The organism is Vibrio sp. 1-1(7) (genome assembly GCF_013048485.1).
In the GTDB taxonomy this organism is placed as follows: Bacteria; Pseudomonadota; Gammaproteobacteria; order Enterobacterales; family Vibrionaceae; genus Vibrio; species Vibrio fujianensis.
The window spans coordinates 738,040-761,151 of sequence record NZ_VHSP01000002.1 but is presented as its reverse complement, the minus strand read 5'-3'; the positions used below and the strand labels follow the sequence as shown (position 1 = coordinate 761,151).

Genomic DNA, 23,112 nt, shown 5'->3' with positions numbered 1-23,112 from the left:
GCCTGAAACAATGACGTTGTTTTCAGGAGCAAATACCTTAACACCACACCTTAATGAAGCAAACATAAACCTATCTAGAAAATTACAACCTGATTTATCTCAAGCTATTATCAAAGCTGGACTTAAAGATGGTATGACAATTTCTTTCCATCATGCCTTTCGTGGCGGGGATAAAGTCGTTAATTTAGTCTTAGAAACCATTGCGAATATGGGGTTTAAAAATTTAACGTTAGCTTCTAGTTCCTTAACCAGTGTTCATTCACCATTGGTTAATCACATTAAAAATGGGGTGATTAGTCGGATCTATACATCGGGTATACGGGGAGAACTTGGAGAAGCCATTTCACAAGGGATTCTTAAACAACCGGTGCATATCCATTCTCATGGTGGACGTGTTCATCTTATCAAAACGGGTGAATTGAAGATCGATATCGCATTTATCGGGGTTCCATGCTGCGATGAATTTGGTAATGCAAATGGGATGCATGGCCAATCACGTTGTGGTTCACTTGGATACGCAAAAATTGATGCGCAACATGCGAATCAAGTTGTGGTATTGACCGAATCTCTAGTTGATTATCCCAATCATCCGGCTTCAATTAGTCAAGACACAGTGGATCTGATCGTTCAAGTTGAGGAAGTGGGTGATGCCAGTAAGATTGGTGGCGGAGAAACTCGTTTAACCACTAATCCTCGTGAGTTGTTAATTGCGAAACGAGCTGCAGATGTGATCATTCACTCCGGTTATTTTAAACAAGATTTTACGGTACAGACGGGGTCTGGTGGCGCTTCTTTAGCGGTAACCCGTTTTTTAGAAAAGAGTATGGAAAAGACGGGGATTACCGCGGAGTTTGGGTTAGGTGGCATCACCTCGACTATGGTATCAATGTACGAAAAAGGCTTAATTCGTAATCTGCTCGATGTTCAATGTTTTGATTCAGGAGCCGTCGATTCACTTGCTCGTAACGTAAATCACGTAGAAATCTCAGCCAATGAATATGCTAATCCTTCTTCGAAAGGAGCTGTTGTGGATCGACTCGATCTTGTCGTTCTTAGTGCACTTGAGATTGATGTTAACTTCAATGTAAATGTGATTACTGGTTCTGATGGTGTCATACGAGGCGCATCTGGTGGTCATTGCGATGCAGCCGCTGGTGCTAATCTAGCGGTGGTCGTTGCCCCATTGGTACGAGGGCGGATTCCAACAGTCGTTGAGCAAGTCCTAAATGTCGTTACGCCCGGGCAGTCAATTGATGTATTAGTAACAGATCACGGTATTGCAGTTAACCCACTGCGGCCTGAAATTAAAGCGAGGTTATTAAAGTCAGGTCTTCCTGTTTTCGATATCGAAGCGTTAATGGTTAGAGCTCAATTGCTAACCGGCACAGCTGAGCCGATTGAATATGAAGAACAAGTCGTTGGTTATATACGCTATCGAGATGGCTCAGTCATTGATGTGATCAAAAAGGTAAAAATGGTATGAGTCTTGATTATGGGCAAACTGTGAGCCTCGACCAAGTGTTGGCGAACAAAGAAGCTCGGGTGCAACGACAAGCAGAGTGGCTGAAACGCTACTCTCTTCCTTTAGTCTCGTTTTCCGTCAATATGCCGGGTCCACTAAAAATGACGGATTGTACGAAGTTGATATTTGATCAAGGAGTACAAGCCATTCAGGAAGCTTGTATTAAAAAAGGGTGGCGGATTGAAGGGCGTCAGTTGTTATTCCAATTGACGGGCCCTGAAGCCATTTTTTCGGTGAGAGTATCAGAAGCCATCGCCCTAAAGCGTGTCATGATAGCGATAGAAAACCAGCACCGCTTAGGACGAGTTATGGATATAGATATCATTGATGTAAATGGAAAAGTTATCTCAAGAAAAGGACAGGGCATGGCAAGGCGTACATGCTATATCTGTGATAACGATGCGGTAGTTTGTGCCCGCTCTCGTCGTCATGATGTACAAACCTTAGTATCTTATATCGAGGCGATGGTGTGCCATGACCAATGTTGCTCTTAAATTATTGCTCGATCAGGATGTCGGCAATTTAACACAGGTTAATCCGCGAGTGAGAGGAAAAGCTCATCTATTTTCATTAATTGCAGAGCTTGCTTATCATTCTATGCTGGTCGAAGTTCACCTTTCACCTAAACCTGGATTAGTGGATTTGATAAATAATGGTTCACACTCAGACATGGATGTCGCTTTGTTTGAAGCCAGCGCGGATGCAATACGACCTTTTTTAAATGATTTTCTTTATGCAGGTTTTGAGCATTCTCAATGTTCAGTTGAGAGTCTGATCGATGTGTTGCGTCCCATTGGCTTGAAAGCTGAAAATGCAATGTTTAACGCCACGAGTGGAGTTAATACTCATAAAGGGATGATATTTTCTCTTGGGCTGGTATGTGGCGCAGTGGGATGGTTGGTTGGTAAAGGTATCACAATTGATGCGAATTATATTAGTCAAGTTATAAAACAGAGTTGTTCTTTATTGATTGTGCGAGAATTGGATGATTCAACTAAGGTGCATACTCACGGACAAAGGTTATATCGAGAATTTGGCTTAACTGGTGCCCGAGGAGAAGCGGCGCGGGGATATCAAACGGTACTGACTTATAGTTTACCAGCATATCAAACCGCCCTCTCTGAGGGGGCTTCAGCCGAAGAAGCTCTCTGGCAGAGCCTTGTTACTCTTATGGCCTATAATCAAGACACTAATGTGGTATCTCGTGGCGGTATGCATGGTTTACGTTATGTTCAGAATATGTCAAAAAAACTATTAATGCATGGCGGTTGGCTTGACCCTCAGTTTGAAGGAAAATTAATTGACTTTGACAGAGAGTTAATCAAGAGAAACTTAAGTCCGGGTGGGAGTGCAGATCTATTAGCCATAACATGGTTATTGGCAGAAATAGAGCCATTGAGTCAATACTCGGCGATAGATATTGACTAATGTCCTACTGCTATTATGAATATTAATAGTAGTAGGGTTTTCCTACTCGCATAAAACTTACCGTAGCATAAAACTTACCGTGTGCTAGTACACCCAATATATTCCACATCGTTAGTGCTGATGACGATGTGCAACAAACTCAAAGCTGTGTTGATGGAGTCTAAAATAGTTGATGGTAAATTCAAATGGTCGACCATCGACTAATTCACTTACCGATTCGACGCGAAGGATAGGAGCTCCCACCTCGCTATTAAGTAAACAAGCCAAATTTTCGGTCAGTGTATCTGGCCAAACCACTTGTCGGCTTAAGGCTATCGTCAGTCCTTTTTGATTCTCAATATAATCGTATTTTGAGGTTTGCATCACTTCTAAACTTAAGTCGGTAAACATCTCGACCGGTAAATAAGTGCACTCTAAAATTTCCGGTTCCTTATCTATCAAACGTAAGCGTTGTACGGCATAGATAAGTTGCCCTTCTTCTAGTTGTAATTTTTGGGCAATTGAAGCATTGCAGGGTTGAATTTCAAATGTGATCACTTGCGAAGACGGTTCTCTGCCTTGTGCTGACACTTCTTCAATAAATCCGCTTAACTCAAAGGCATTATGTTGAGTTTTTGCTGCTTTGACGTAAGTACCACTCCCTCTGACACGAACAAGTAAATCTTGTTCAACCAAGATCTCCATGGCTTTACGAATCGTCACCCGGCTCACCGAAAATATATTTTGTAGTATTGCTTCTGTGGGGAGCAGTGTTCCCGGTTTATATTCACCACTTTTGATACCTGCGATCAATTGATCGGCAATCTGTAAATATCTTGGTTTGTCCACGCAAGTCCTCCTTCCATTAATGCTAGCCATGATAGCAAAACTGTGATCGTTAATACATTTAAAATACATTTTCGACAGTTTAGTGTTGATTAGATCAAAAAACAATCTTATATGTATTACTTTTGTATTGTATGTTTGATACTTTAATAATACAAAGTGGCTGGTTACAGAATGAGGATAACAGCATGAAAAAACAAAAACTCACCATCGTTGGAGCGGGTAGTACCTATACATTAGGTATGATCAATAGCTTGATTGCAGAGAAAGAGAACTTTCCACTCAGTAAAATTACTTTCTATGATATTGATGAACAGCGCCAGGCTTCGAATGCTTTAGCGACCAAAATTGTTCTGCGTGAAGCCTATCCAGAAGTTGAAGAATTTGTCTATACCACGGACAAAGCAGAAGCGTTTAGCGATAGTGATTTCTTTTTTATTCAGATCCGCACCGGTGGCCTAGCGATGCGGGAACGTGATGAGCAAATTCCGCTTTCATTCGGTTGTGTCGGTCAAGAAACCTGTGGGGCAGGTGGTATGGCTTACGGTCTGCGTTCTATTGGTGATATGATCACCTTAGTTAATGAGATCCGCCATTATGCTCCGGATGCATGGATTTTAAATTATACCAACCCGGCCGCCATTGTTGCAGAAGCCTTAAATCGAGAGTTTCCTGACGACAAACGAATTCTTAATATCTGTGATATGCCAGCGGCGATCATGGTCAGCTATGCTCAGCTACTTAATTGCGAAATTTGGGATTTGGTTCCAGAGTATTTTGGCCTCAACCATTATGGATGGTTTACTAAAATTCGTAATCGCCAAGGGGAAGATCTGACCGATAAAATTAAACACATTATCCTTGAGCAAGGGATCAGTGCAGTGGATGCCGAAATTGCCGATGATCCTTCATGGCAAGCAACATTTAAAAATATGCAGATCATGTTACGTGATAATCCGCAATTTTTGCCTAATACCTACCTGCAGTATTATCTCTATCCAGAAAAAATGGTTGCTAAAGAAGACATTAATAACACTCGTGCCCGTCAAGTGATTAATGGTCGAGAGAAGCGAGTGTTTGAGCTTAACCGACGCATTATTGAAGCGGGCACAGCACAGCATGAGCAGTTACATGCCGATATTCACGGCCGTTATATGGTCAGAGTGGCTGCTTCACTAGCCTATAATCTTGGAGAAACCTATCTTGTGATTGTGCCGAACCAAGGTGCAATTGCAAATATTCAGTCCGATGCCATGGTTGAAGTACCAGCAGCGTTGACCAATGACGGCCCAAAACCTTTTGCGGTTGGTCATATTCCAACCTTCCAAAAAGCCATGATCGAAACTCAATTGGGTTATGAGAAATTAGTGGTTGATGCTTGGTTTAGTGGTTGTCGTCAAACCTTAGTTAACGCTTTAACGTTAAATCGCACCGTGGTAAATGTGCCGACGGCACAGGCCATCGTGGATAAATTATTAGTAGAAAATGCCTCCTACTTACCTCAATTTAAATAAATTTTCAGGCCCAGTTATACGGGCCTATTTTATAAGATAAACCAAAGGATGAGGTCATTATGAAAGATATGATCCAACGTTTTGGCGCTGCGATGTTTGTTCCAGTGCTATTGTTTCCGGCAGCAGGGATGTTGCTTGGATTCTCAGTTATGCTACTCAATCAAGATTTATTTCCTTGGGCTGTTGAAGGGAGTACTTGGGTAAAAGTATCCACTATCTTACTGCAGGCATCATTGGCGGTATTTAAGAATATGTCTTTGGTGTTTGCGGTGGGATTACCGATCGCCTTGGCAAAATCAGCCTCTGGTCGTGCGGTACTGGCTACTTTAGTTTCTTACATTACCTTTAATTATGTAGTGGGTGGGATACTACAATTTTGGGGGCCAGAATTAGGGGTCAATTATGCTGCGGGTGAGCGTGGTTTAACGGATATTGGTGGAATTTTAACCCTAGATACTAACTTGATTGGTGCAATTGTGATTGCAGGGATCTCGGTATGGGTTCATAACCGCTACTTTGACAAAAAATTACCAAACTGGGCAGCGGTGTTTGGCGGCACCCCATTAGTCGTGATCATTAGCTTCCCCATTATGGTGTTGTTGGCGATCGTTACCTGTTTAGTGTGGCCAAGTATTCAACATGGCATCAATAACTTACAAACCTTTTTAGTCTCTGCTGGTTCATTTGGTGTGTGGGCATTCACCTTCCTTGAGCGAATTATGATCCCAACAGGATTACATCATTTTGTTTATGGTCCGGTGTTTTATGGCCCTGTGGCTGTGGATGGTGGGACGGTTGCCTATTGGATTCAACATATTCCAGAGTTTGCGGCTAACCCAGCGCCACTGACCGAGCAGTTTCCTCAAGGGGGTTTGATGCTAACCGGGATGGGTAAAGTCTTTGGTTGTACGGGTATTGCACTCGCTTTATATTCTACAGCGAAGCCAAACAACAAAAAAATGGTGTTGGGTTTAGTTTTGGGAGCGTCTTTGACGGCCATACTCACCGGGATCACTGAGCCGATTGAGTTTACTTTCTTATTTATTGCTCCGCTATTGTTTGCTTTACACGCTGCTTTATCGGCCACCATGGCAACGATTGCTTATTGGTTTGGTGTGTCAGGTAACTTCCAGACAGGTTTGATTGATTTTGTGTTCCAAAATTGGCTACCTCTGGGCAGCAATCATGCTGGAACTTATGTCATTCAAGTTTTCATTGGCTTAAGTTTTACCGCTATCTATTTTGTTGTTTTTCGTACCTTAATTTTAAAATACGATATTCCTACCCCTGGACGTGGTGATGCGCAAGCTAAGCTATACACTAAATCTGACTTTAAGAAAGGTGCGGCGGTTGGTGAGGAAGCGAGCACTAGCGAAGACAGCCAAGCGCTGGCCTTTATTGAGGGGTTAGGAGGTAAAGAAAATATTGCGTTACTGACTAACTGTGCCACTCGCTTAAGAGTAAAGGTACATCATCCAGAAAACGTTGCTGAAACAGAATTCTTTCAACACCATGGCGCAGTAAATGTGGTGAGAAATGGTGACAGTTTTCAAATTATTGTTGGTTTAACCGTTCCTCAAGTTAGAGAAGAAATGAGCCAGCATATACGATTACCTGCTTAATCACCGGTTTGCTCCTGTGTTTATAGTTGCTAGGTAACCCCCAGCCCCTATCATTTGTAAGGTAGGGGCTTTTTATTACCGATAATAACAAGGTTAAGTTGATATTTTTTGTAATAAAAACACATTTAACATTTTTAAAACTTTCACATGTGATATTTTTCACAAAATTAATACCAGTTAAAACGAAGTTATCATGATTTTAAGTTCGGCCTCATCACAATAAAACATGTGTCAATCCATTTAATGTGATTTAAATAGGAATTTTTATTTTTATTTTAAATATTGTTTATGTGATTTTTTGCACTTTTTGTGTATTGATTTGTAATTTTAACCAAATAAGTAAAAAACTTTCATTCTTTAAATGAGAAGTTAAGCATGAAAAAAGGCTTGATGTAATTTTTTTTGTAATAGAAATCACGATTTGGTCTTATTTCCCATGGCTTCTTTTTCCATTGATAATGCCTTTAACCACAACGGACAACAGTAATTGAGGTTTATCATGCTGTATGATCTTATTGATCATGAACTTATTGATGTGATTGATGATCGCCCTTATCAATGGCAAGAGGCGGTAAAAAAGACCACTCAATATCTAGAAGATAGAGGATATGTCTCGCAACAATATGCAGAGGCTATTATCCAATCAACCAAAGAGAATGGACCTTATTATGTTTTATGTCCAGGGTTGGCGATGCCTCATGCTCGCCCAGAAACTGGCGTACTAAAAACTGGTCTAGGCATTCATATCTTTCCTACTCCCGTTGATTTTGGTTCGGATCTTGGTCCGGCCAATATTTTGATCACTTTAGCTGCAACAGACTCTGATACCCACATAGAGGTGATTCAAGCACTAAGCGAGATGTTTGTGGACGAAGAGAATATTGCAATATTGGCACGAGCCTCTTCTAAAGAACAAGTGCTAGAGATAATCAAAGCATACTAAAAGCATACTAAAAGGAACATAACGTGAAAGCAAACATGCGAGCGAATGTGCAAGCCTTTGGTGGATATTTAACTGCCATGGTGCTGCCAAATATTGGAGCCTTTATCGCTTGGGGCTTTATTACCGCACTTTTTATTCCAACAGGTTGGATGCCAAACGAAGCGTTTGGTGAGCTTGTTGGGCCGATGATTACTTATTTACTGCCGCTATTGATTGGCTATACCGGTGGTCAACTAGTGGGAGATAAACGCGGAGCCGTTGCGGGTGCTATTGGGACTATGGGTGTCATTGTGGGAGCCAACATACCCATGTTTGTCGGCGCAATGATCATGGGGCCACTGAGTGCTTGGGTTATGGTTCAGGTCGATAAGCGTATCCAACACCGGATTCCTTCAGGGTTTGAGATGGTCGTGAACAACTTCTCACTCGGTATTATCGGCATGATCCTATGTTTATTTGCCTACCACATTGTTGGCCCATCGGTCACGGCAGCAAATTTATTTGTTAAGTCGGGGATTGAAGCATTAGTCGCGACAGGTTTTCTTCCTTTACTGGCTATCATTAATGAACCAGCGAAGGTTTTATTTTTAAACAATGCGATTGATCAAGGGATCTATTATCCATTGGGTTTACAAGCCGCTGCAGAAACCGGTAAGTCGATCTTTTTTATGGTAGCGTCGAACCCAGGCCCTGGTTTAGGTATGTTGTTGGCTTATGCTAAATTTGGTCAAGGCCTTTCTAAGCGCTCAGCACCGAGTGCCATCATCATTCATTTTTTTGGTGGTATTCATGAGTTGTACTTCCCGTATGTACTGATGAAGCCAATCATGATCGTCGCCATGATTGCGGGAGCAGCAACAGGGATCATCACTTTTAATCTGTTAGGTGCAGGTTTAGTCGCAGGGCCAAGTCCGGGTTCCATATTCTCTTACTTAGCACTGACTCCCAAAGGTGGATTTCTAGCCACCATCTCAGGTGTAACAAGTGCGACAATCGTTTCTTTTTTGGTTGCAAGTGCAATATTAAAAATGAGTAAATCTGTAGAAAAAGAAAGCGAATTCGAAAAGTCCGTCACAAATATGCAAGCGATGAAAGCACAAGGAACGGTCAAATCAAACACAGTAGGGCAGGCTCAAGCATTAGCAAAACCAATTGCATTTATTGCCTTTGCTTGCGATGCCGGAATGGGATCAAGTGCGATGGGGGCATCGATATTTAAACGTAAGCTCACCCAAGCTGGAATAGATATTCAAGTGCAGAATTTTGCTATCGAAAATGTGCCTAATGACGTTGATATTGTCATCACACATGAAAGCCTAGAAGAAAGGGCTATCAAAGCGACAGGTTTACCCGTTATCACGATTAAAAACTTTCTTAATGATCCCGCTCTTGATGAGTTGATGGTGATGATTGAGAAACAAGGCTAATAGGTTATTATGGGGCGGTCTATCCGCTCCATTGAGGAGAGGAATCATGGTAAAAACAACAGCAGCGGTGATCTGTGGTGAAAACGATGTCCAACTTAGAACGTTTGATTTACCCAGCATTTCCGCGGATGAACTTTTGGTCAAAAATATTTCTAATAGTATTTGCTTATCCACTTACAAAGCCGCATTACTAGGTAGTAAACATAAACGTGTACCTAATAATATTGATCAAGTCCCGGTGATGACAGGTCATGAATATGCTGGTGTGATCATACAAGTAGGAGAGAACCTAAAAGATCAATTTACCGTCGGCGACTACTTTGTTCTACAACCTGCGATGGGCTTACCTTCTGGCTATTCCGCGGGTTATAGTTATGAAACATTTGGTGGTAACGCGACTTATTCTATCATCCCTAAAATAGCAATCGATTTAGGTTGTGTTTTACCCTATCACGGGGATTATTTTGCGGATGCTTCGCTGGCAGAGCCAATGTCTTGTATCATCGGCGCATATCATGCAAGTTACCATACAACACCGTATATTTATGAACATCAAATGGGGATCAAAACGGGAGGGGCACTGGCTTTACTTGCTTGCGCCGGCCCGATGGGGATTGGTGCTATTGATTACGCAATTAATGGGCCAGTGAAACCTAAGTTAGTGGTGGTTACTGATATTGATGCTGCACGTTTAGAGCGTGCTGAAACCTTAATTCCCATTTCACAAGCAAGAGCGCAAGGCATTGAATTACATTATGTGAATACGGCGAAATGTGATGATCCTGTCTCTCATCTTAAAGCTCTTAACCAAGGTAACGGATATGATGATGTGATGGTTTATGCGGCAGTTGCACAAGTATTAGAACAAGCAGACGAATTATTGGGTAATGATGGTTGCTTAAACTTTTTTGCAGGGCCTACGGATAAAAAATTTAAAGTCCCGTTTAATTTTTATAATGTGCATTACGAATCAACACATATTGTTGGCACATCTGGCGGCTCTACCGGAGATATGTTGGAATCTCTTGAATTGTCTGCACAAGGAAAAATTAACCCATCCTTTATGATTACCCATATCGGTGGGCTACAAGCAGCACCACATACTATTTTACATCAATTGGATATTCCCGGAGGGAAAAAGCTAATTTATCCACACATTGATCTCCCCTTGACCGCTATTGATGATTTTTTATCACTCGCGGATCAAGATCCATTCTTTATTGAGTTAGATGCTATTTTGAAAGCAAACCACTATGTGTGGAATGCATCAGCAGAGAAAGCGTTATTAGAATTTTATGATGTGAATTTAACGATTTAATGATCATTATTTTATGTGGTAGCCTTTGGGTTACCACATCATAAAGAGGTGATAAAGCGTTGTCCCGTGTAGATGCATTACTGGAGAAGTTAGATGAGTGTGAAAGTGCCACTGCATTTCTTCAGATTTCTAACAAAATCATCAACCTCAAGCTAAAAACGTTACTGCCGAATATCTTTGTTCAAGACGATTTAGTGAAAGAGTATGCAGTGGAACCTTTATTAAAAAAAGATGGGCCACTGGAAACCACCGATGTTATCTCTAAATTGATGTTTGCTATGGGTAAAATATCATTGCAAACCTATGCTGACATTGGTTTGTATGAACAAATGTTAGAGTATGGACTTTCTCAACCCGAAAAGATTAAATTTTCCGATAACATTATTTATGACTTTATTAAGAATCAAGCAGTGCTCTCTTCACAACAAGATAGCGTCTATCTTGACTCGATCAATCAGTTAAAGTTCTCTTCATTTGAGTCCTTTTCACAGATGAGATATGAATCTCTGATTAAAACCGTATTGAAATTATCGTGTGAAATGTTGATCGAGAAAATCGAAGAGGAAATTAATCAGTAAGGCCTTAACATGAAAGTAAACTTAAATGTCAGTGGTTTTGAAATACAAGCGACTTTCCCTCGTGTGGATGTCAAGAGAGTTCATCAGCCTCTGATCGAAAAATTTACCCGTCTTTATTATGAGAAAAAAGAAAGGATCGTTATTTTCCTATGTGCTCCTCCTGGTAGCGGTAAATCTACCTTAGCGGCATTTTGGGAACACCTTTCACAGAGCAATGAATATGTCGAACCGCTGCAAGTACTGCCACTAGATGGTTTTCACTATCCGAATGATATTCTGGATAATAATATGATTGAACGCAATGGCGAAAAAATATTATTACGGACAATTAAAGGTTCTTACGAAACATTTAATTTAACCGAGCTGATCAGCAAGCTGAAACAGTTAAAAATTAAAGATCCTAAGTGGCCTTATTACGATCGAAATCTGCATGATCCAGTTGATGACGCTATTACCGTGAATCGTAATGTAGTGGTGGTAGAAGGTAACTGGCTATTATTAAATGAACCTGTTTGGAATGAACTCTACCGTTTGGCCGATTTCACCGTCTTTATTGATACAAAAGCAGAATATCTTCAAGAGCGATTGGTTAATCGAAAAGTTCGCGGAGGTTTATCTCTCGAAGAGGCAATAACGTTTTATCGTCATTCAGATGCAATCAATATTGATAAAGTACTTAATCATTCGATTGCTGCTGATTTGACTTTATTTTTAAATAAAAAGGGTTCATTCGAAATCGACTAAATAGCCTTATGACTTTAGGGGATAAAATATGAATATCGTTATTGATAGCCACACCCATACGATTGCGAGTGGGCATGCTTACAGCACCATTTTAGAAAATGCGTTAACTGCTAAGAATAAGGGGCTAAAACTTCTTTGTACCACGGATCATGCTCCTAAAATGCCGGGAGCCCCCCACTACTGGCATTTTAATAATCAAAGAATTTTGCCCCGCTTTCTTTACGATGTGGGTATTTTACGAGGTGTCGAGGCCAATATTTTAAATGTTGCCGGTGAGATTGATTTACCTTTTTCATCAGACCAACATCTCGATTGGGTCATTGCTAGTTTCCATGAGCCGGTCTTTGAACCCGCAAATGAAGCGCTGCATACAGAGGCTTTAATCAATATCATTAAGAGTGGACGAGTCGATGTTCTGGGACATTTAGGTAATCCTAACTATCCATTCGATATGGAACGTGTACTGCACTGTGCTAAAAATTACCATGTGGCTATTGAAGTCAATAATACCTCGTTGACAGGGAAAAGCCGAAAAGGTAGCGATCAACGATGTGACCAGATTGTTAAGCTCGGTCAGGCTATCGGCGTATTTTTTAGTACAGGATCGGATGCTCATTTTTGTGAAGAGATTGCCCGTTTAGATTTAGTCAAACCACTACTTGATAAATACCATGTTAACGAAGAGCAAGTTATTACCACTTCAACAGCTCGGTTTCTAAACTTTTTACTGTTGCGTGGAAAACCAAAAATTAACGAGTTTGAACATTTATATTGAAGGTTTACCTAAGCGAATTATTATCGACAGCGGCAGCCAGTCAATTCCCCAATTATATGCTCATTGGGTTGCTGCCTATCTGTTGATCCAAATCGTTTGAGTATAGAATTAGCTATTAACATTGTTTATGAATGTGGCGTATACTCTGCTAAAAAATCACAACGAAAATCGGCATATTGACTGGGAATAAATGGATTATTTAAGTAAATGACTTTCCATATGTTTGTTTGTAGTTGTTGCATAGTCGTCGAATAGTGTTGATTAAATATTTGATCAAATTTTTCACTTTTTCTTAGCGAATTCCAGCGATTATTTATATTTTTCATATCTTTATCCATACTCGGTGATAGATAAAAAATTAGAGGTAATGGATAGTAAAGGAGTACATCTTTTAAAATTATTAGTTTCGGTTTTATTTCTGGATATTGATCAATGACAGATTGGGCTTCTGTAATGCCTAAAGAGATATAATCACACTGATGATCTAACAATAAATTTAATATTGTTCTGAGATCACCATATTCTAATACTGGTAAATGATTACGCCGGAATATCTCTGCATCAGCCCATGTAGCAGGAAAACCAGCCGTTTTTTTTTCCAACATCTTTCTATTCACTGGATGAAATGAAGGAATATCATCTTTTCTTACGATTAAAACACGGCAGCCCAGCGTTCCTTTACAAATCGGGGGATCAATCGATAAAAAAGAGTGGTTTATAAACTTTTGATTACCAGCTACCGTGACTATCATATGAGTACCATTGTTAAAAATATTGGCTTCATCATCAGGGTTTGGATAATCACGAGTATCATTTATGATCATTTTTGGTGAAAACAATTGATGCATGAGAGCCAGTTCATAATGCTGGCGTACGGTGGTTTTATTGCCATTCCAAAATTTAATCATACACTTATCAGCCTCCATCTTTCGATTACTATTGGTAGTTTAATTTATTACTCCTCTTTAAGAAAGCGCTTTCTTAATTGTGGCAATAAATTAGATTGTCCGAGACAAAATTCTCACCTTGTTTTTTATAATTAAATCATGGATATGAAAATAATAAACTAAAGTATAATTTTAACTTATTGAAAAATATGGTTATTTTTTGTTTTGGTCATATTGGTAATAAAGATTATTCACTATTATGTGATCAAGGATTAGTTTTTCGACTCATGGAGTTGAACATTCGCCACAAATTCTTCAGAATCATAAAAAGAAAGCGCTTTCTTTATGGCAAATTAAAAAGGACAACGTGATGCAAAAGAAAACCTTACTCATTTCCATGCTAGCAAGCATGATAGGAATGAACGCTTATGCTGCTGAAGCCGTTCAGAAAGGAGGCACATTAACCGTGCCGATTATCAATACCGGCTTTGTGGACAATTTTAATCCTTATACCACCAAAGACTTACTTCATGGTGTTATGTTTGAACCACTACTTGTATTTAACAATATGACAGGGAAAACGGATTTTCGTTTAGCAGAAACATATCACTACTCAGAAGATCTAACGACACTCACTTTGACATTAAAGAAAGATCTTAAGTGGTCAGATGGTACAGCAATTACGGCTGATGATGTTGTATATAGCTTTATGGTGACAAAAGAAGCGCCAGCATTTGACCAAAAAGGGATTTGGTCAGGAGGAAATTTACAATCTATCTCAGCCGTTGATGATATCACTGTCGTTTTTCAACTAAGCTCTGCTGACTCTACTTTTGTATGGAACCTTGAACGTTATCATATCGTCCCTAAACATATTTGGTCGAAAGTTTCTGATATAACAACCTTTACCAACCCAAATCCTGTTGGTAGTGGTCCCATGACAACGGTGAAGTATGTGCGGCCTCAGCAGATGGAGCTATGTCGTAATCCTAATTATTATTTGGAAGGACGTCCATATTTAGACTGTATCAATTTCCGTTCATACAATGATAACTCTCAGATTCAACCAGCATTAATCCGTGGAGAGATCGATTGGGGATCGAATTTTATTGCAGATGTTGAGTCCACGTTTGTTGAACAAGATAAAGAAAATAATCATTTTTGGTATCCTGCGAACGATGCGATTCATTTATATATTAATACGAAAAAACCACCATTTGATGATTTACGAGTAAGGCAGGCATTGTCGATGTCTTTAGACCGACAAGCCATTGTTGATATTGCTGCTTATGGTTATCCGACACCTAACTATAATGTAGGAGGTATTGCGGAGTTATACCAAACACATATTGATCCTAAGATCGCACAAAATTATGGGTATATTACAGAATATAACATGAAGCAAGCTAATAAATTGCTTGATGAAGCGGGCATTATTGATAGTAATGGTGATGGCTTTAGAAATAATAAAGATGGTTCAACCGTTGAATTTGACATTGAAGTTGTTAATGGTTGGACAGATTGGATTCAAGTTGTTCAAATGGTTAGTGAGTATTTTGCTGAAGTTGGAGTAAAAGCTAAAGTTAAAACGGTTGATTGGGCTGTATATGATGCTAATTTAAAAGAAGGCAACTATACCATGTCTATTAACTGGTCCATGGTTGCGACCAATCCTATTTTAGCTTATCAAGAGTACTTCCATACTTCTCGTATCGGTAAAACCTGGCATGCAGGGCATGGTGTTCATTCGTCTAAAATTGATAATCTCATTGATAGTTTTGGTAAAACAGCTGATTTAAATAAACAAGAAAATATTTTATCAGAGTTACAAACATATACTGCTGAAAATTTACCTTTTATCCCACTTTTTTCGAATCCTACTTGGTTTCAATATAGTACTAAGAAATTCGTTGGATGGCCAAATGAGAAAAATCCTTATGTTCAACCAGTATGGTATGACGGTGGTAAACGGGTGATTATTTTAAATAATTTACATTTAAAATAGTTCTATATTTATGGGGCTAAATATTTATAGCCCCAAATTTTTAAAGGTGTACTATGTCGTTTCTACTACGCAGGTTTAGTTTTTACTTTACTGCCTTTTTAATTGCAATCTCATTCAATTTTATGTTGCCAAGATTGATGCCTGGTGATCCGGTTGATGCTTTATTCGCTGCAGCTCAAGGCCGAATGGATCCAGCACAGATGGATGCGGTTAGAGAAATGTATGGCTTCGTAGATGGTAATATTTTTGAGCAGTATATCGCTTATATGAAAAGTGTTTTTACTCTGGATCTTGGCCCTTCTGTTCTCATGTTTCCCGTTAGTGTTTCAGAGGTTATTACAATGGCATTGCCTTGGACTATGTTTCTAGCTTTGGGATCATTAATTGTTGCTTTGATTATTGGTGTGAGTATTGGTACTTACGCCTCTTATCGGAGAGAAGGGGTATTTGGTCAAATTGTGCCACCCATTTTAGCATTTATTAGTAATTTCCCATATGTAGTAACCGCATTGTTATTATTCTACTTTTTTGCCTTAAAATTAGAATGGTTTCCCCTTGCTTATACTTATGATTCATCATTGCAACCTGCTTGGACATTTGAATTTATATTAAGCGTTGTAAAACATGCCGTTTTACCGGTTGGTTCCATGGTTATTGTGGGTATTGCAACATGGGTATTTAATATGCGCAATGCAATGATTAATGTATTAGGTGAAGATTACGTCACAATGGCAGAAGCGAAAGGATTAAGTAGTTATAGGGTAATGTCACGTTATGCTGGGCGAAATGCAATATTGCCAGTTGCAACTGCGATTGCAATGGCGATTGGTTTTTCATTTGCTGGTTCAATAATGACAGAAGTTGTTTTCAACTATCAAGGCTTAGGGAATATATTGTTAAAAGGTATTGTTGCTCGTGACTATCCGCTAATTCAAGCCATATTACTTATTTTAGTTACTGCTGTGCTTACAGCCAATTTCATCGCTGATTTATTATACGTTTGGCTTGACCCTCGTATTTCTAATTAAAGGGTAAAATTATTATGAATATTGAAAATTCTACCAAGTCAATAGATTGCTCTAGTGATGCACCAATATCTTTTTCTAAAAGAATAAAAAACATTGCCAATAAAGCATATGCATTTTTTTATGGTAACCCTCCTGCAATTATCGGTGGATTGTTGTTATCGATTATTTTATGTGGTGCAATGTTTGCCCCTGTACTTGCGTCTCATGATCCAGAAAGGCGTGTCGCTCGTCCTCATGTTTCGCCTAATGTTGAACACGTGCTCGGAACGACAAGAAGTGGAAGAGATGTTTATAGCCAAGTGCTTTATGGTGCTAGAAAATCACTTTCTGTTGCGATAAGTGCAGGGATTATTGCCATGAGTTTAGCGGTAATAGTTGGTGTTTCTGCTGGTTATTTTGGAGGGAAAATTGATGAACGGTTAAATTTTATCACTAATGTTTTCCTAGTATTTCCTCAGCTTCCCTTATTAATCGTTTTAGCTGCATTTTTAGGGCAGGTTGGCTCGCTTGTCATTACTGTTTTGCTCGGTTTAACCTCGTGGCCATGGGGAGCGAGGGTAATTAGATCGCAAACAATGGCTATTCGTCATAAAGAATTTATTATTTCAGCTGAAGTGATGGGAGAATCTAAAATTAGAATTATTTTAGTTGAAATACTTCCTAATTTAGTTTCAATCGTTTTTGGTGGCTTTCTTGGAACAGTGATTTATGCCATGGGGGCTGAAGCTGGTTTGGGTATTCTTGGGTTAGGTGATCCTACTGAAGTGAGCTGGGGATCGATGCTTTATTGGGCACAAACTTCCTCTTCCTTATACACCGGTGCTTGGTGGGAAATGTTGGTTCCAGCTATTGCATTAGCTTTAACGGGCGGAGCTTTAGCCTTGATCAATATGTCTATTGATCAGGTTAGTAATCCTAAATTACGTACAGGGCCTCATATTAAATTGTGGCATAAATTGAAAAAAGAAGCAGATAAACGCCGAGGTTTATTATGAATAAGTTATTAGAAATTAATAACCTATGTGTTGATTACGTATCACCAAATGGGGTAGCTCGCGCAGTTAATCATGTTAGTTTATCTATTGCCCCAGGTGAAACATTGGGGCTTGCTGGTGAGTCTGGATGTGGTAAAAGCACCTTAGCCTTTGCTATTTCTCGACTTCACAAGGTACCCGCTTTGATCTCAGAAGGTGAGATCCTTTATAAGGGTAGCGATGTTCTTAAGATGAACGATAGACAGCTACGAGATTTTCGTTGGAATGAGGTGTCGGTTGTATTTCAAAGTGCGATGAATTCATTAAACCCGGTCATTACCATTGGTGAGCAGTTAACGGATGTGATACTTGCGCACAAAAAAGTCTCTTACAAACAAGCGTATGAACGAGCGGTTGAACTATTAAATATCGTCGGAATCCATGCCGATCGCATGAAAAGTTTTCCACATCAGTTAAGTGGGGGGATGCGTCAGCGAGTCGTCATTGCTATTGCTTTGGTATTGAAACCTAAACTAATTATTATGGACGAGCCAACAACTGCACTTGATGTTGTTGTCGAACGAGAAATTTTAAATGAATTGTATGAATTAAAACAAAAATTCGGTTTTTCTATTTTATTCATCAGCCATGACTTAAGTCTTATGGGAGAAATTGCAGACCGTATCGGGGTGATGTATGCAGGTAATTTGATTGAACTTGGCCAAGCGAGTGAGGTTTTTGGTAATCCTCAACATCCTTATACTAAAGGCTTAATCTCCTCTTTTCCTACAATTCATGGCCCCAAAGAGAGGCTGTATGGAATACCTGGTAACCCTGTTAATTTATTGAACCTACCAAATGGGTGTAATTTTCAAGAACGTTGCACAGTCTGTGTAGAAAAATGTCAGCAGCAAGCACCTCAGTTAATATCCGTTGAAAATGGTAATTTAGTATCTTGTCACCTTATTCGATAAGAGGAATATATGGAAAGTATTAAAAAAAATGAAGTGATTTTGTCCATTAATCATCTTGTCAAAGATTTTCCATTGGGACAGTCTGTCAAAGATAATGTGATGAGAGCGGTCAATGATGTTTCTTTTGAATTAAGAAAAGGCGAGGCTCTGGCTATTGTCGGAGAATCGGGTTCAGGCAAGAGCACAGGAGCTCGTATATTAACTCGAATTTATCAAGAAACAGCGGGTGAAATTATTTTTAAAGGACAACCACTAGCGGAGTATATTAAGGAAAACGGTGAGTTGGAATATGCACGACAAGTACAGATGATTTTTCAAGACCCATTTGGTTCACTTAATCCAGTGCATAGTATTTACCATCATATTGCACGCCCTTTATTAATTCATAAGCGTGCTGATAAAGCTCATATTCCTAAATTAGTGTTCGAGTTACTGGAAATGGTGGGGTTATCTCCGGCAAAAGAAACCGCCGAAAAATATCCGCATGAGCTTAGTGGAGGCCAACGTCAACGTGTGGCGATTGCCCGTGCTATCGCGGTAGATCCCGAAGTTATCTTGGCAGATGAGCCTATTTCCATGCTTGATGTATCAGTACGTCTAGGCATATTAAATTTAATGTCAGATCTAAAAGATAAGCATGGCATTTCATTTATGTATATAACCCATGATATTGCTACAGCGCGTTATTTTGCGGAAAAAACAGCGGTCATGTATGTTGGGCATATGGTGGAATGGGGCGATAGTGATAGCGTAACCCAAAATCCTGAACATCCTTATTCACAATTACTGCTATCTGCAGTTCCAGAAGTTGGTCGAGCTGGCAAAAGAGAACTGTTAGCTAAAAAAGGAGATATCCCATTATGGAAACCGAGCAGTGTTGGCTGTCCTTTTGCTCCACGATGCTTAAAAGCTACTGAGCAGTGTCGTCTGAGCTTTCCTGAAGCTCGAAAAGTCGGGACAAATCACTTTGCACGTTGCCACCATATTAATCGTTAGTCGTTTAAAAAAGCGTAAAAGAAAGCGCTTTCATTATATTGAGATAACATGATGAATGTAAAAAAAAATATGAATAGTTCTGTTGAAGGCCATTTTGTCGATTTACATGGTGAACGTTATTATAAAATTAGCCATGTTGATAAAATAGATCCGTTTTTTATCAGTATTGTTTCTTCAAGCAACCATTGGTTTTTTATTTCTTCGACTGGTAGTTTATCTGCTGGACGTATTCGTCCTGAAAATGCACTTTTTCCATATAAGTCCGTTGACCATATTCATGAGAGTGCGGAAAATACAGGCTCAAAAACAATTATTCGAGTTAAAAATCAACAAGAGTGGTCACTTTGGGAACCATTTAATCGTTTTCATGATGGTTTATATCAAGTTGAGCGTCACCTTTATAAAAATAACCTTGGTGATAAAATTGTTTTTGAAGAGCTTAACCATACATTAAAATTAAAATTTCAATATTCTTGGACAACGTGTGAAAAATATGGATTTATTCGACGTGCTGAAATTACCGATTTATCTGGTAAGCCTCGTACACTAGATATATTGGACGGCTTACAAAATATACTTCCATCTGGAGCACCACTTGCGGCTTTACAAACTCGTAGTGCATTAGTCGATGCTTATAAGTGGAATGAACAAGTAGTCGATACTTCTTTAGCACTTTATACCATGTATGCAAAATTAAGTGATCGTGCTGAGCCTGCAGAGTCATTACTTGCGACTACGGTATTTTCTCTGGATGATGAGCTTGAACAAATTTTATTAAGCAGTGAGCAAATAAGTGTATTTCGTTGTGGTGAAAGGCTTGTCAATCAACCTATCTCGCGAGGTGTTCGAGGAAGTTATTTAATTAATAAAACAGTGAAGTTGTTGGAAAATCAAAGTAAAAATTGGTTAATTGTTGCGGATATTGATAAAAATCATTGCGATGTTCGAGAATTGGAACAAGAGCTAGCAACACCCGCGAAACTAGCACAAAAAATCGAAACCAACATTATGGAAAATCAGCAAGAGTTGATTTTTTTAATGTCTGGGGGAGATGCTTGGCAAGTAACTGAACAGGAAGCAACGTATGTTCATCATTACGCTAATGTATTGTTTAATAGTATGCGTGGTGGTGTGATTGAAAATAATTATCAGCTTGATAAAAAAGACGTTTTTAAAACCATGATGCAGACAAATCGGTCTGTGGTTACACGTCAGCGCCTCTTTTTTGATGAATTACCGGATGGTTTTACCCATGCTGAGTTGGTCAAATTAGCAAAGCAAACTGGTGATACTCAATTAGTACGCTTAAGCTACGAGTACCTTCCTCTAACGTTTGGCCGTCGCCATGGTGACCCAAGTCGACCTTGGAATCATTATGAGATTAAACTTAAAGATGATAATGGTGAACGGTTACTTTCTTACCAAGGTAATTGGCGAGATATTTTTCAAAACTGGGAAGCGTTAGCATTGAGTTATCCTGGATTTATTTCCTCTTTCATGGCTAAATTTGTTAACGCCTCGACGATGGATGGCTATAATCCTTATCGCATTACTAAAGATGGAATCGATTGGGAGTTACTGGAAGCGGATGACCCATGGAGTAATATTGGTTATTGGGGCGACCACCAAATTATTTATCTACTGAAATTTCTTGAGCTTTCTAAAAAATATCAACCAGAAGAACTCAAAGAATTATTAACCTCAGATTTATTTAGCTATGCAAATGTACCTTATGAACTGTGTAGTGTTGATGGTTTGTTTGCCAATCCAAAAGATACAGTGACCTTTAACTATGAATTACAAAAGCGTATTGAAGAAAAAATTGCTCAGATAGGCAGTGATGGACGTTTAGTGCTTACTGGATCAGGGCAGGTCTATATGGTCAATCTTTGTGAAAAAATTCTTGTTCCTTTACTTTCTAAACTTAGCAATTTAGTGTTAGATGGAGGTATTTGGCTTAATACTCAGCGTCCAGAATGGAACGATGCTAATAACGCAATAGTGGGTAATGGTCTTTCGATGGTGACGTTGTACTATATGCGTCGTTATGTTGTTTTTATGCAAGGGATGGTGAATGTTCTACCTTCTTCTATCTCAATCTCAAAAGAGGTGTTTGATTGGATGCTCTCAATCACCCGAATTTTACAGGACGCGAACAAAGAAATTCGTCAGGGCACAGTAAACCGTCAAACACGTAAAGCGATTCTAACCTTATTGGAAAAATCCGCAGATGAGTTTAGACAACGTGTCTACCGTATGAATAGCTTCTCAGGCAAAACGAAAGCGGAAAAAAGTACAATTGAAAAATTACTAGAAGTGAGTCTTGTTGTACTCGATTCCAGTATTAAAAGTAATCTACGTGAAGATGGTTTATATAATGCATATAACATTCTGACTTATTCTGGTGAAAGTCTTAGCATAGAAAATCTTTACCCAATGTTAGAAGGTCAAGTGGCAGTATTGAGTGCCGGAGTTTTAACGCCAAAGCAAGCTGTAGAATTATTGAATAACCTATTTAATAGCGATATGTATCGTGAAGATCAGCAAAGTTTTATGCTTTATCCAGATCGCGAATTAATCAATTTTGTCGAACGTAATCGCATCGAGTCAGATCAAATTAAAGCGAGTCCTGTTATAGTTGCGATGTTGGCAAATAATGATCATCGTATCGTATTGCGTGACTTACAAGGTGATGGGCATTTTCATGCAAAATTTGAGAATGTGAATTCTCTTCGCAAAGCTATAAATCAAGTACAAGCTGATTATCCAGAGCTTCCAAAAGAACAGTGGGATGAATTAGAAACACTTTATGAACAAGTGTTTAATCACCGAACCTTTACGGGTCGCTCGGGAACGATGTTTGGATACGAAGGGTTAGGATGTATCTATTGGCATATGGTATCTAAATTGTTATTAGCTGTTCAGGAGAACTATCAGTATTCATTTAATCAAGATCCAGATAGCATAGAAACCAAGTTATTAGCTCAATATTATTATCGTGTTCGTCATGGTATCGGATTTAATAAAACACCACAAAATTATGGTGCATTTCCGACGGATCCTTATTCTCATACACCTAAGCATGCAGGTGCACAACAGCCTGGTATGACAGGACAAGTCAAAGAAGAAATATTAACGCGATTTGGTGAGCTAGGGTTACAGGTTAAGTCGCAAGGATTAAAAATTATTCCATCGCTACTAAAACGTGATGAATTTTTGTCAGAATCAGCAACATTTAATTTTTTAAATGTTAATAAAGTTCATGTCAGTTATGTATTAAAAGCGAACCAATTGGCCTTTACTTATTGTCAAGTTCCCTTTATTTATGAAGTTTCTAGTACAGAACATGCAAAAATTTTTGTGCATATGATGGATGGGAAAATAGAGAATTATCAAGGTACACAGCTGCCAAAATCGAGGAGTCAAAGTCTCTTTGAGCGTCGTGGTGAAATAGAAAAAATCATTGTCTATCTACCTGAAAAATTGTTATATAAAGACGTTGAATAACGAAACTAAATAGGCCTCACCATGTGGGGCCTACTTTTGAATAAT

The 23,112-nt window shown here is 39.1% G+C and carries 19 protein-coding genes; 17 read left to right on the top strand and 2 right to left on the bottom strand.

Features of this window, described 5'->3' with window-relative positions; all coding sequences use genetic code 11:
* Nucleotides 1-10: 10 nt before the first annotated feature.
* From citF to citG, 3 genes are read left to right on the top strand one after another with little or no spacing between them, the layout of a single operon-like run.
* Complete coding sequence (citF, locus tag FKN05_RS11255; RefSeq protein WP_161428399.1) at nt 11-1,483, top strand: citrate lyase subunit alpha; 1,473 nt, start codon at nt 11-13, stop codon at nt 1,481-1,483.
* Entirely contained in the window at nt 1,480-2,016 is a 537-nt protein-coding gene (gene citX / locus FKN05_RS11250) for a citrate lyase holo-[acyl-carrier protein] synthase (RefSeq protein WP_099611286.1), read from the top strand. The genes citF and citX overlap by 4 nt, the downstream gene beginning before the upstream one ends.
* Nucleotides 1,997-2,950, top strand: a complete 954-nt coding sequence (citG, locus tag FKN05_RS11245; protein ID WP_099611285.1) for a triphosphoribosyl-dephospho-CoA synthase CitG — start codon at nt 1,997-1,999, stop codon at nt 2,948-2,950. The genes citX and citG overlap by 20 nt, the downstream gene beginning before the upstream one ends.
* Before the next feature lie 111 nt (nt 2,951-3,061).
* Here citG and FKN05_RS11240 read toward each other — a convergent pair whose 3' ends face one another.
* Nucleotides 3,062-3,778 carry a GntR family transcriptional regulator gene (locus FKN05_RS11240; protein WP_346656355.1) on the bottom strand — a complete coding sequence of 239 codons (717 nt, stop codon included), beginning with the start codon at nt 3,776-3,778 and terminating at the stop codon, nt 3,062-3,064.
* Nucleotides 3,779-3,963: 185 nt separating this feature from the next.
* Here FKN05_RS11240 and FKN05_RS11235 point away from each other — a divergent pair, with 185 nt between their 5' ends.
* The 8 genes from FKN05_RS11235 to FKN05_RS11200 all read left to right on the top strand — a co-directional run bounded on the left by FKN05_RS11235 (nt 3,964) and on the right by FKN05_RS11200 (nt 12,696).
* Complete coding sequence (locus FKN05_RS11235) at nt 3,964-5,289, top strand: 6-phospho-alpha-glucosidase (RefSeq protein WP_170887509.1); 1,326 nt, start codon at nt 3,964-3,966, stop codon at nt 5,287-5,289.
* A 59-nt stretch (nt 5,290-5,348) separates the two neighbouring features.
* Complete coding sequence (locus FKN05_RS11230) at nt 5,349-6,911, top strand: alpha-glucoside-specific PTS transporter subunit IIBC (RefSeq protein WP_161433675.1); 1,563 nt, start codon at nt 5,349-5,351, stop codon at nt 6,909-6,911.
* A gap of 499 nt (nt 6,912-7,410) precedes the next feature.
* The gene (locus FKN05_RS11225; protein ID WP_099611282.1) at nt 7,411-7,854 is read left to right on the top strand and encodes a PTS sugar transporter subunit IIA; all 444 of its coding nucleotides are present in this window, start codon (nt 7,411-7,413) and stop codon (nt 7,852-7,854) included.
* A 23-nt stretch (nt 7,855-7,877) separates the two neighbouring features.
* The gene (locus FKN05_RS11220; RefSeq protein WP_099611281.1) at nt 7,878-9,281 is read left to right on the top strand and encodes a PTS mannitol transporter subunit IICBA; all 1,404 of its coding nucleotides are present in this window, start codon (nt 7,878-7,880) and stop codon (nt 9,279-9,281) included.
* Between the two features lie 46 nt (nt 9,282-9,327).
* Complete coding sequence (locus tag FKN05_RS11215) at nt 9,328-10,599, top strand: zinc-binding dehydrogenase (RefSeq protein WP_170887508.1); 1,272 nt, start codon at nt 9,328-9,330, stop codon at nt 10,597-10,599.
* Between the two features lie 59 nt (nt 10,600-10,658).
* A complete protein-coding gene (locus FKN05_RS11210) occupies nt 10,659-11,177 on the top strand; it encodes an MltR family transcriptional regulator (protein ID WP_099611280.1) in 519 nt (172 codons plus the stop codon).
* A 9-nt stretch (nt 11,178-11,186) separates the two neighbouring features.
* Nucleotides 11,187-11,921, top strand: coding sequence for a nucleoside/nucleotide kinase family protein (locus FKN05_RS11205; protein ID WP_099611279.1), 735 nt, complete (start codon nt 11,187-11,189; stop codon nt 11,919-11,921).
* Nucleotides 11,922-11,949: 28 nt separating this feature from the next.
* Nucleotides 11,950-12,696 (top strand): phosphatase, encoded by a 747-nt coding sequence (locus FKN05_RS11200; protein WP_099611278.1) that lies wholly within the window; start codon nt 11,950-11,952, stop codon nt 12,694-12,696.
* Between the two features lie 125 nt (nt 12,697-12,821).
* Here FKN05_RS11200 and FKN05_RS11195 read toward each other — a convergent pair whose 3' ends face one another.
* On the bottom strand, nt 12,822-13,604 hold the full coding sequence (locus FKN05_RS11195; RefSeq protein ID WP_157928690.1) for a transporter substrate-binding domain-containing protein: 783 nt from the start codon (nt 13,602-13,604) through the stop codon (nt 12,822-12,824).
* A gap of 349 nt (nt 13,605-13,953) precedes the next feature.
* On the opposite strand from FKN05_RS11195, the gene FKN05_RS11190 reads away from it, so the two are divergent.
* Genes FKN05_RS11190 through FKN05_RS11165 form a run of 6 tightly spaced genes read left to right on the top strand, consistent with a single transcriptional unit; the run spans nt 13,954 to nt 23,067 of the window.
* Nucleotides 13,954-15,588: an ABC transporter substrate-binding protein gene (locus tag FKN05_RS11190; protein WP_099611276.1), complete on the top strand. Its 1,635-nt coding sequence runs from the start codon at nt 13,954-13,956 to the stop codon at nt 15,586-15,588.
* Between the two features lie 53 nt (nt 15,589-15,641).
* The gene (locus FKN05_RS11185) at nt 15,642-16,616 is read left to right on the top strand and encodes an ABC transporter permease (RefSeq protein WP_099611275.1); all 975 of its coding nucleotides are present in this window, start codon (nt 15,642-15,644) and stop codon (nt 16,614-16,616) included.
* 14 nt (nt 16,617-16,630) lie between these two features.
* Nucleotides 16,631-17,611, top strand: a complete 981-nt coding sequence (locus FKN05_RS11180; RefSeq protein ID WP_099611274.1) for an ABC transporter permease — start codon at nt 16,631-16,633, stop codon at nt 17,609-17,611.
* Nucleotides 17,608-18,564 (top strand): ABC transporter ATP-binding protein, encoded by a 957-nt coding sequence (locus FKN05_RS11175; protein ID WP_161433884.1) that lies wholly within the window; start codon nt 17,608-17,610, stop codon nt 18,562-18,564. The genes FKN05_RS11180 and FKN05_RS11175 overlap by 4 nt, the downstream gene beginning before the upstream one ends.
* 9 nt (nt 18,565-18,573) lie before the next feature.
* Nucleotides 18,574-19,560 carry an ABC transporter ATP-binding protein gene (locus FKN05_RS11170; RefSeq protein WP_161433882.1) on the top strand — a complete coding sequence of 329 codons (987 nt, stop codon included), beginning with the start codon at nt 18,574-18,576 and terminating at the stop codon, nt 19,558-19,560.
* A 51-nt stretch (nt 19,561-19,611) separates the two neighbouring features.
* Nucleotides 19,612-23,067, top strand: a complete 3,456-nt coding sequence (locus tag FKN05_RS11165) for a 1,3-beta-D-glucan phosphorylase, GH149 family (RefSeq protein WP_170887565.1) — start codon at nt 19,612-19,614, stop codon at nt 23,065-23,067.
* The last annotated feature ends 45 nt before the right edge of the window (nt 23,068-23,112 follow it).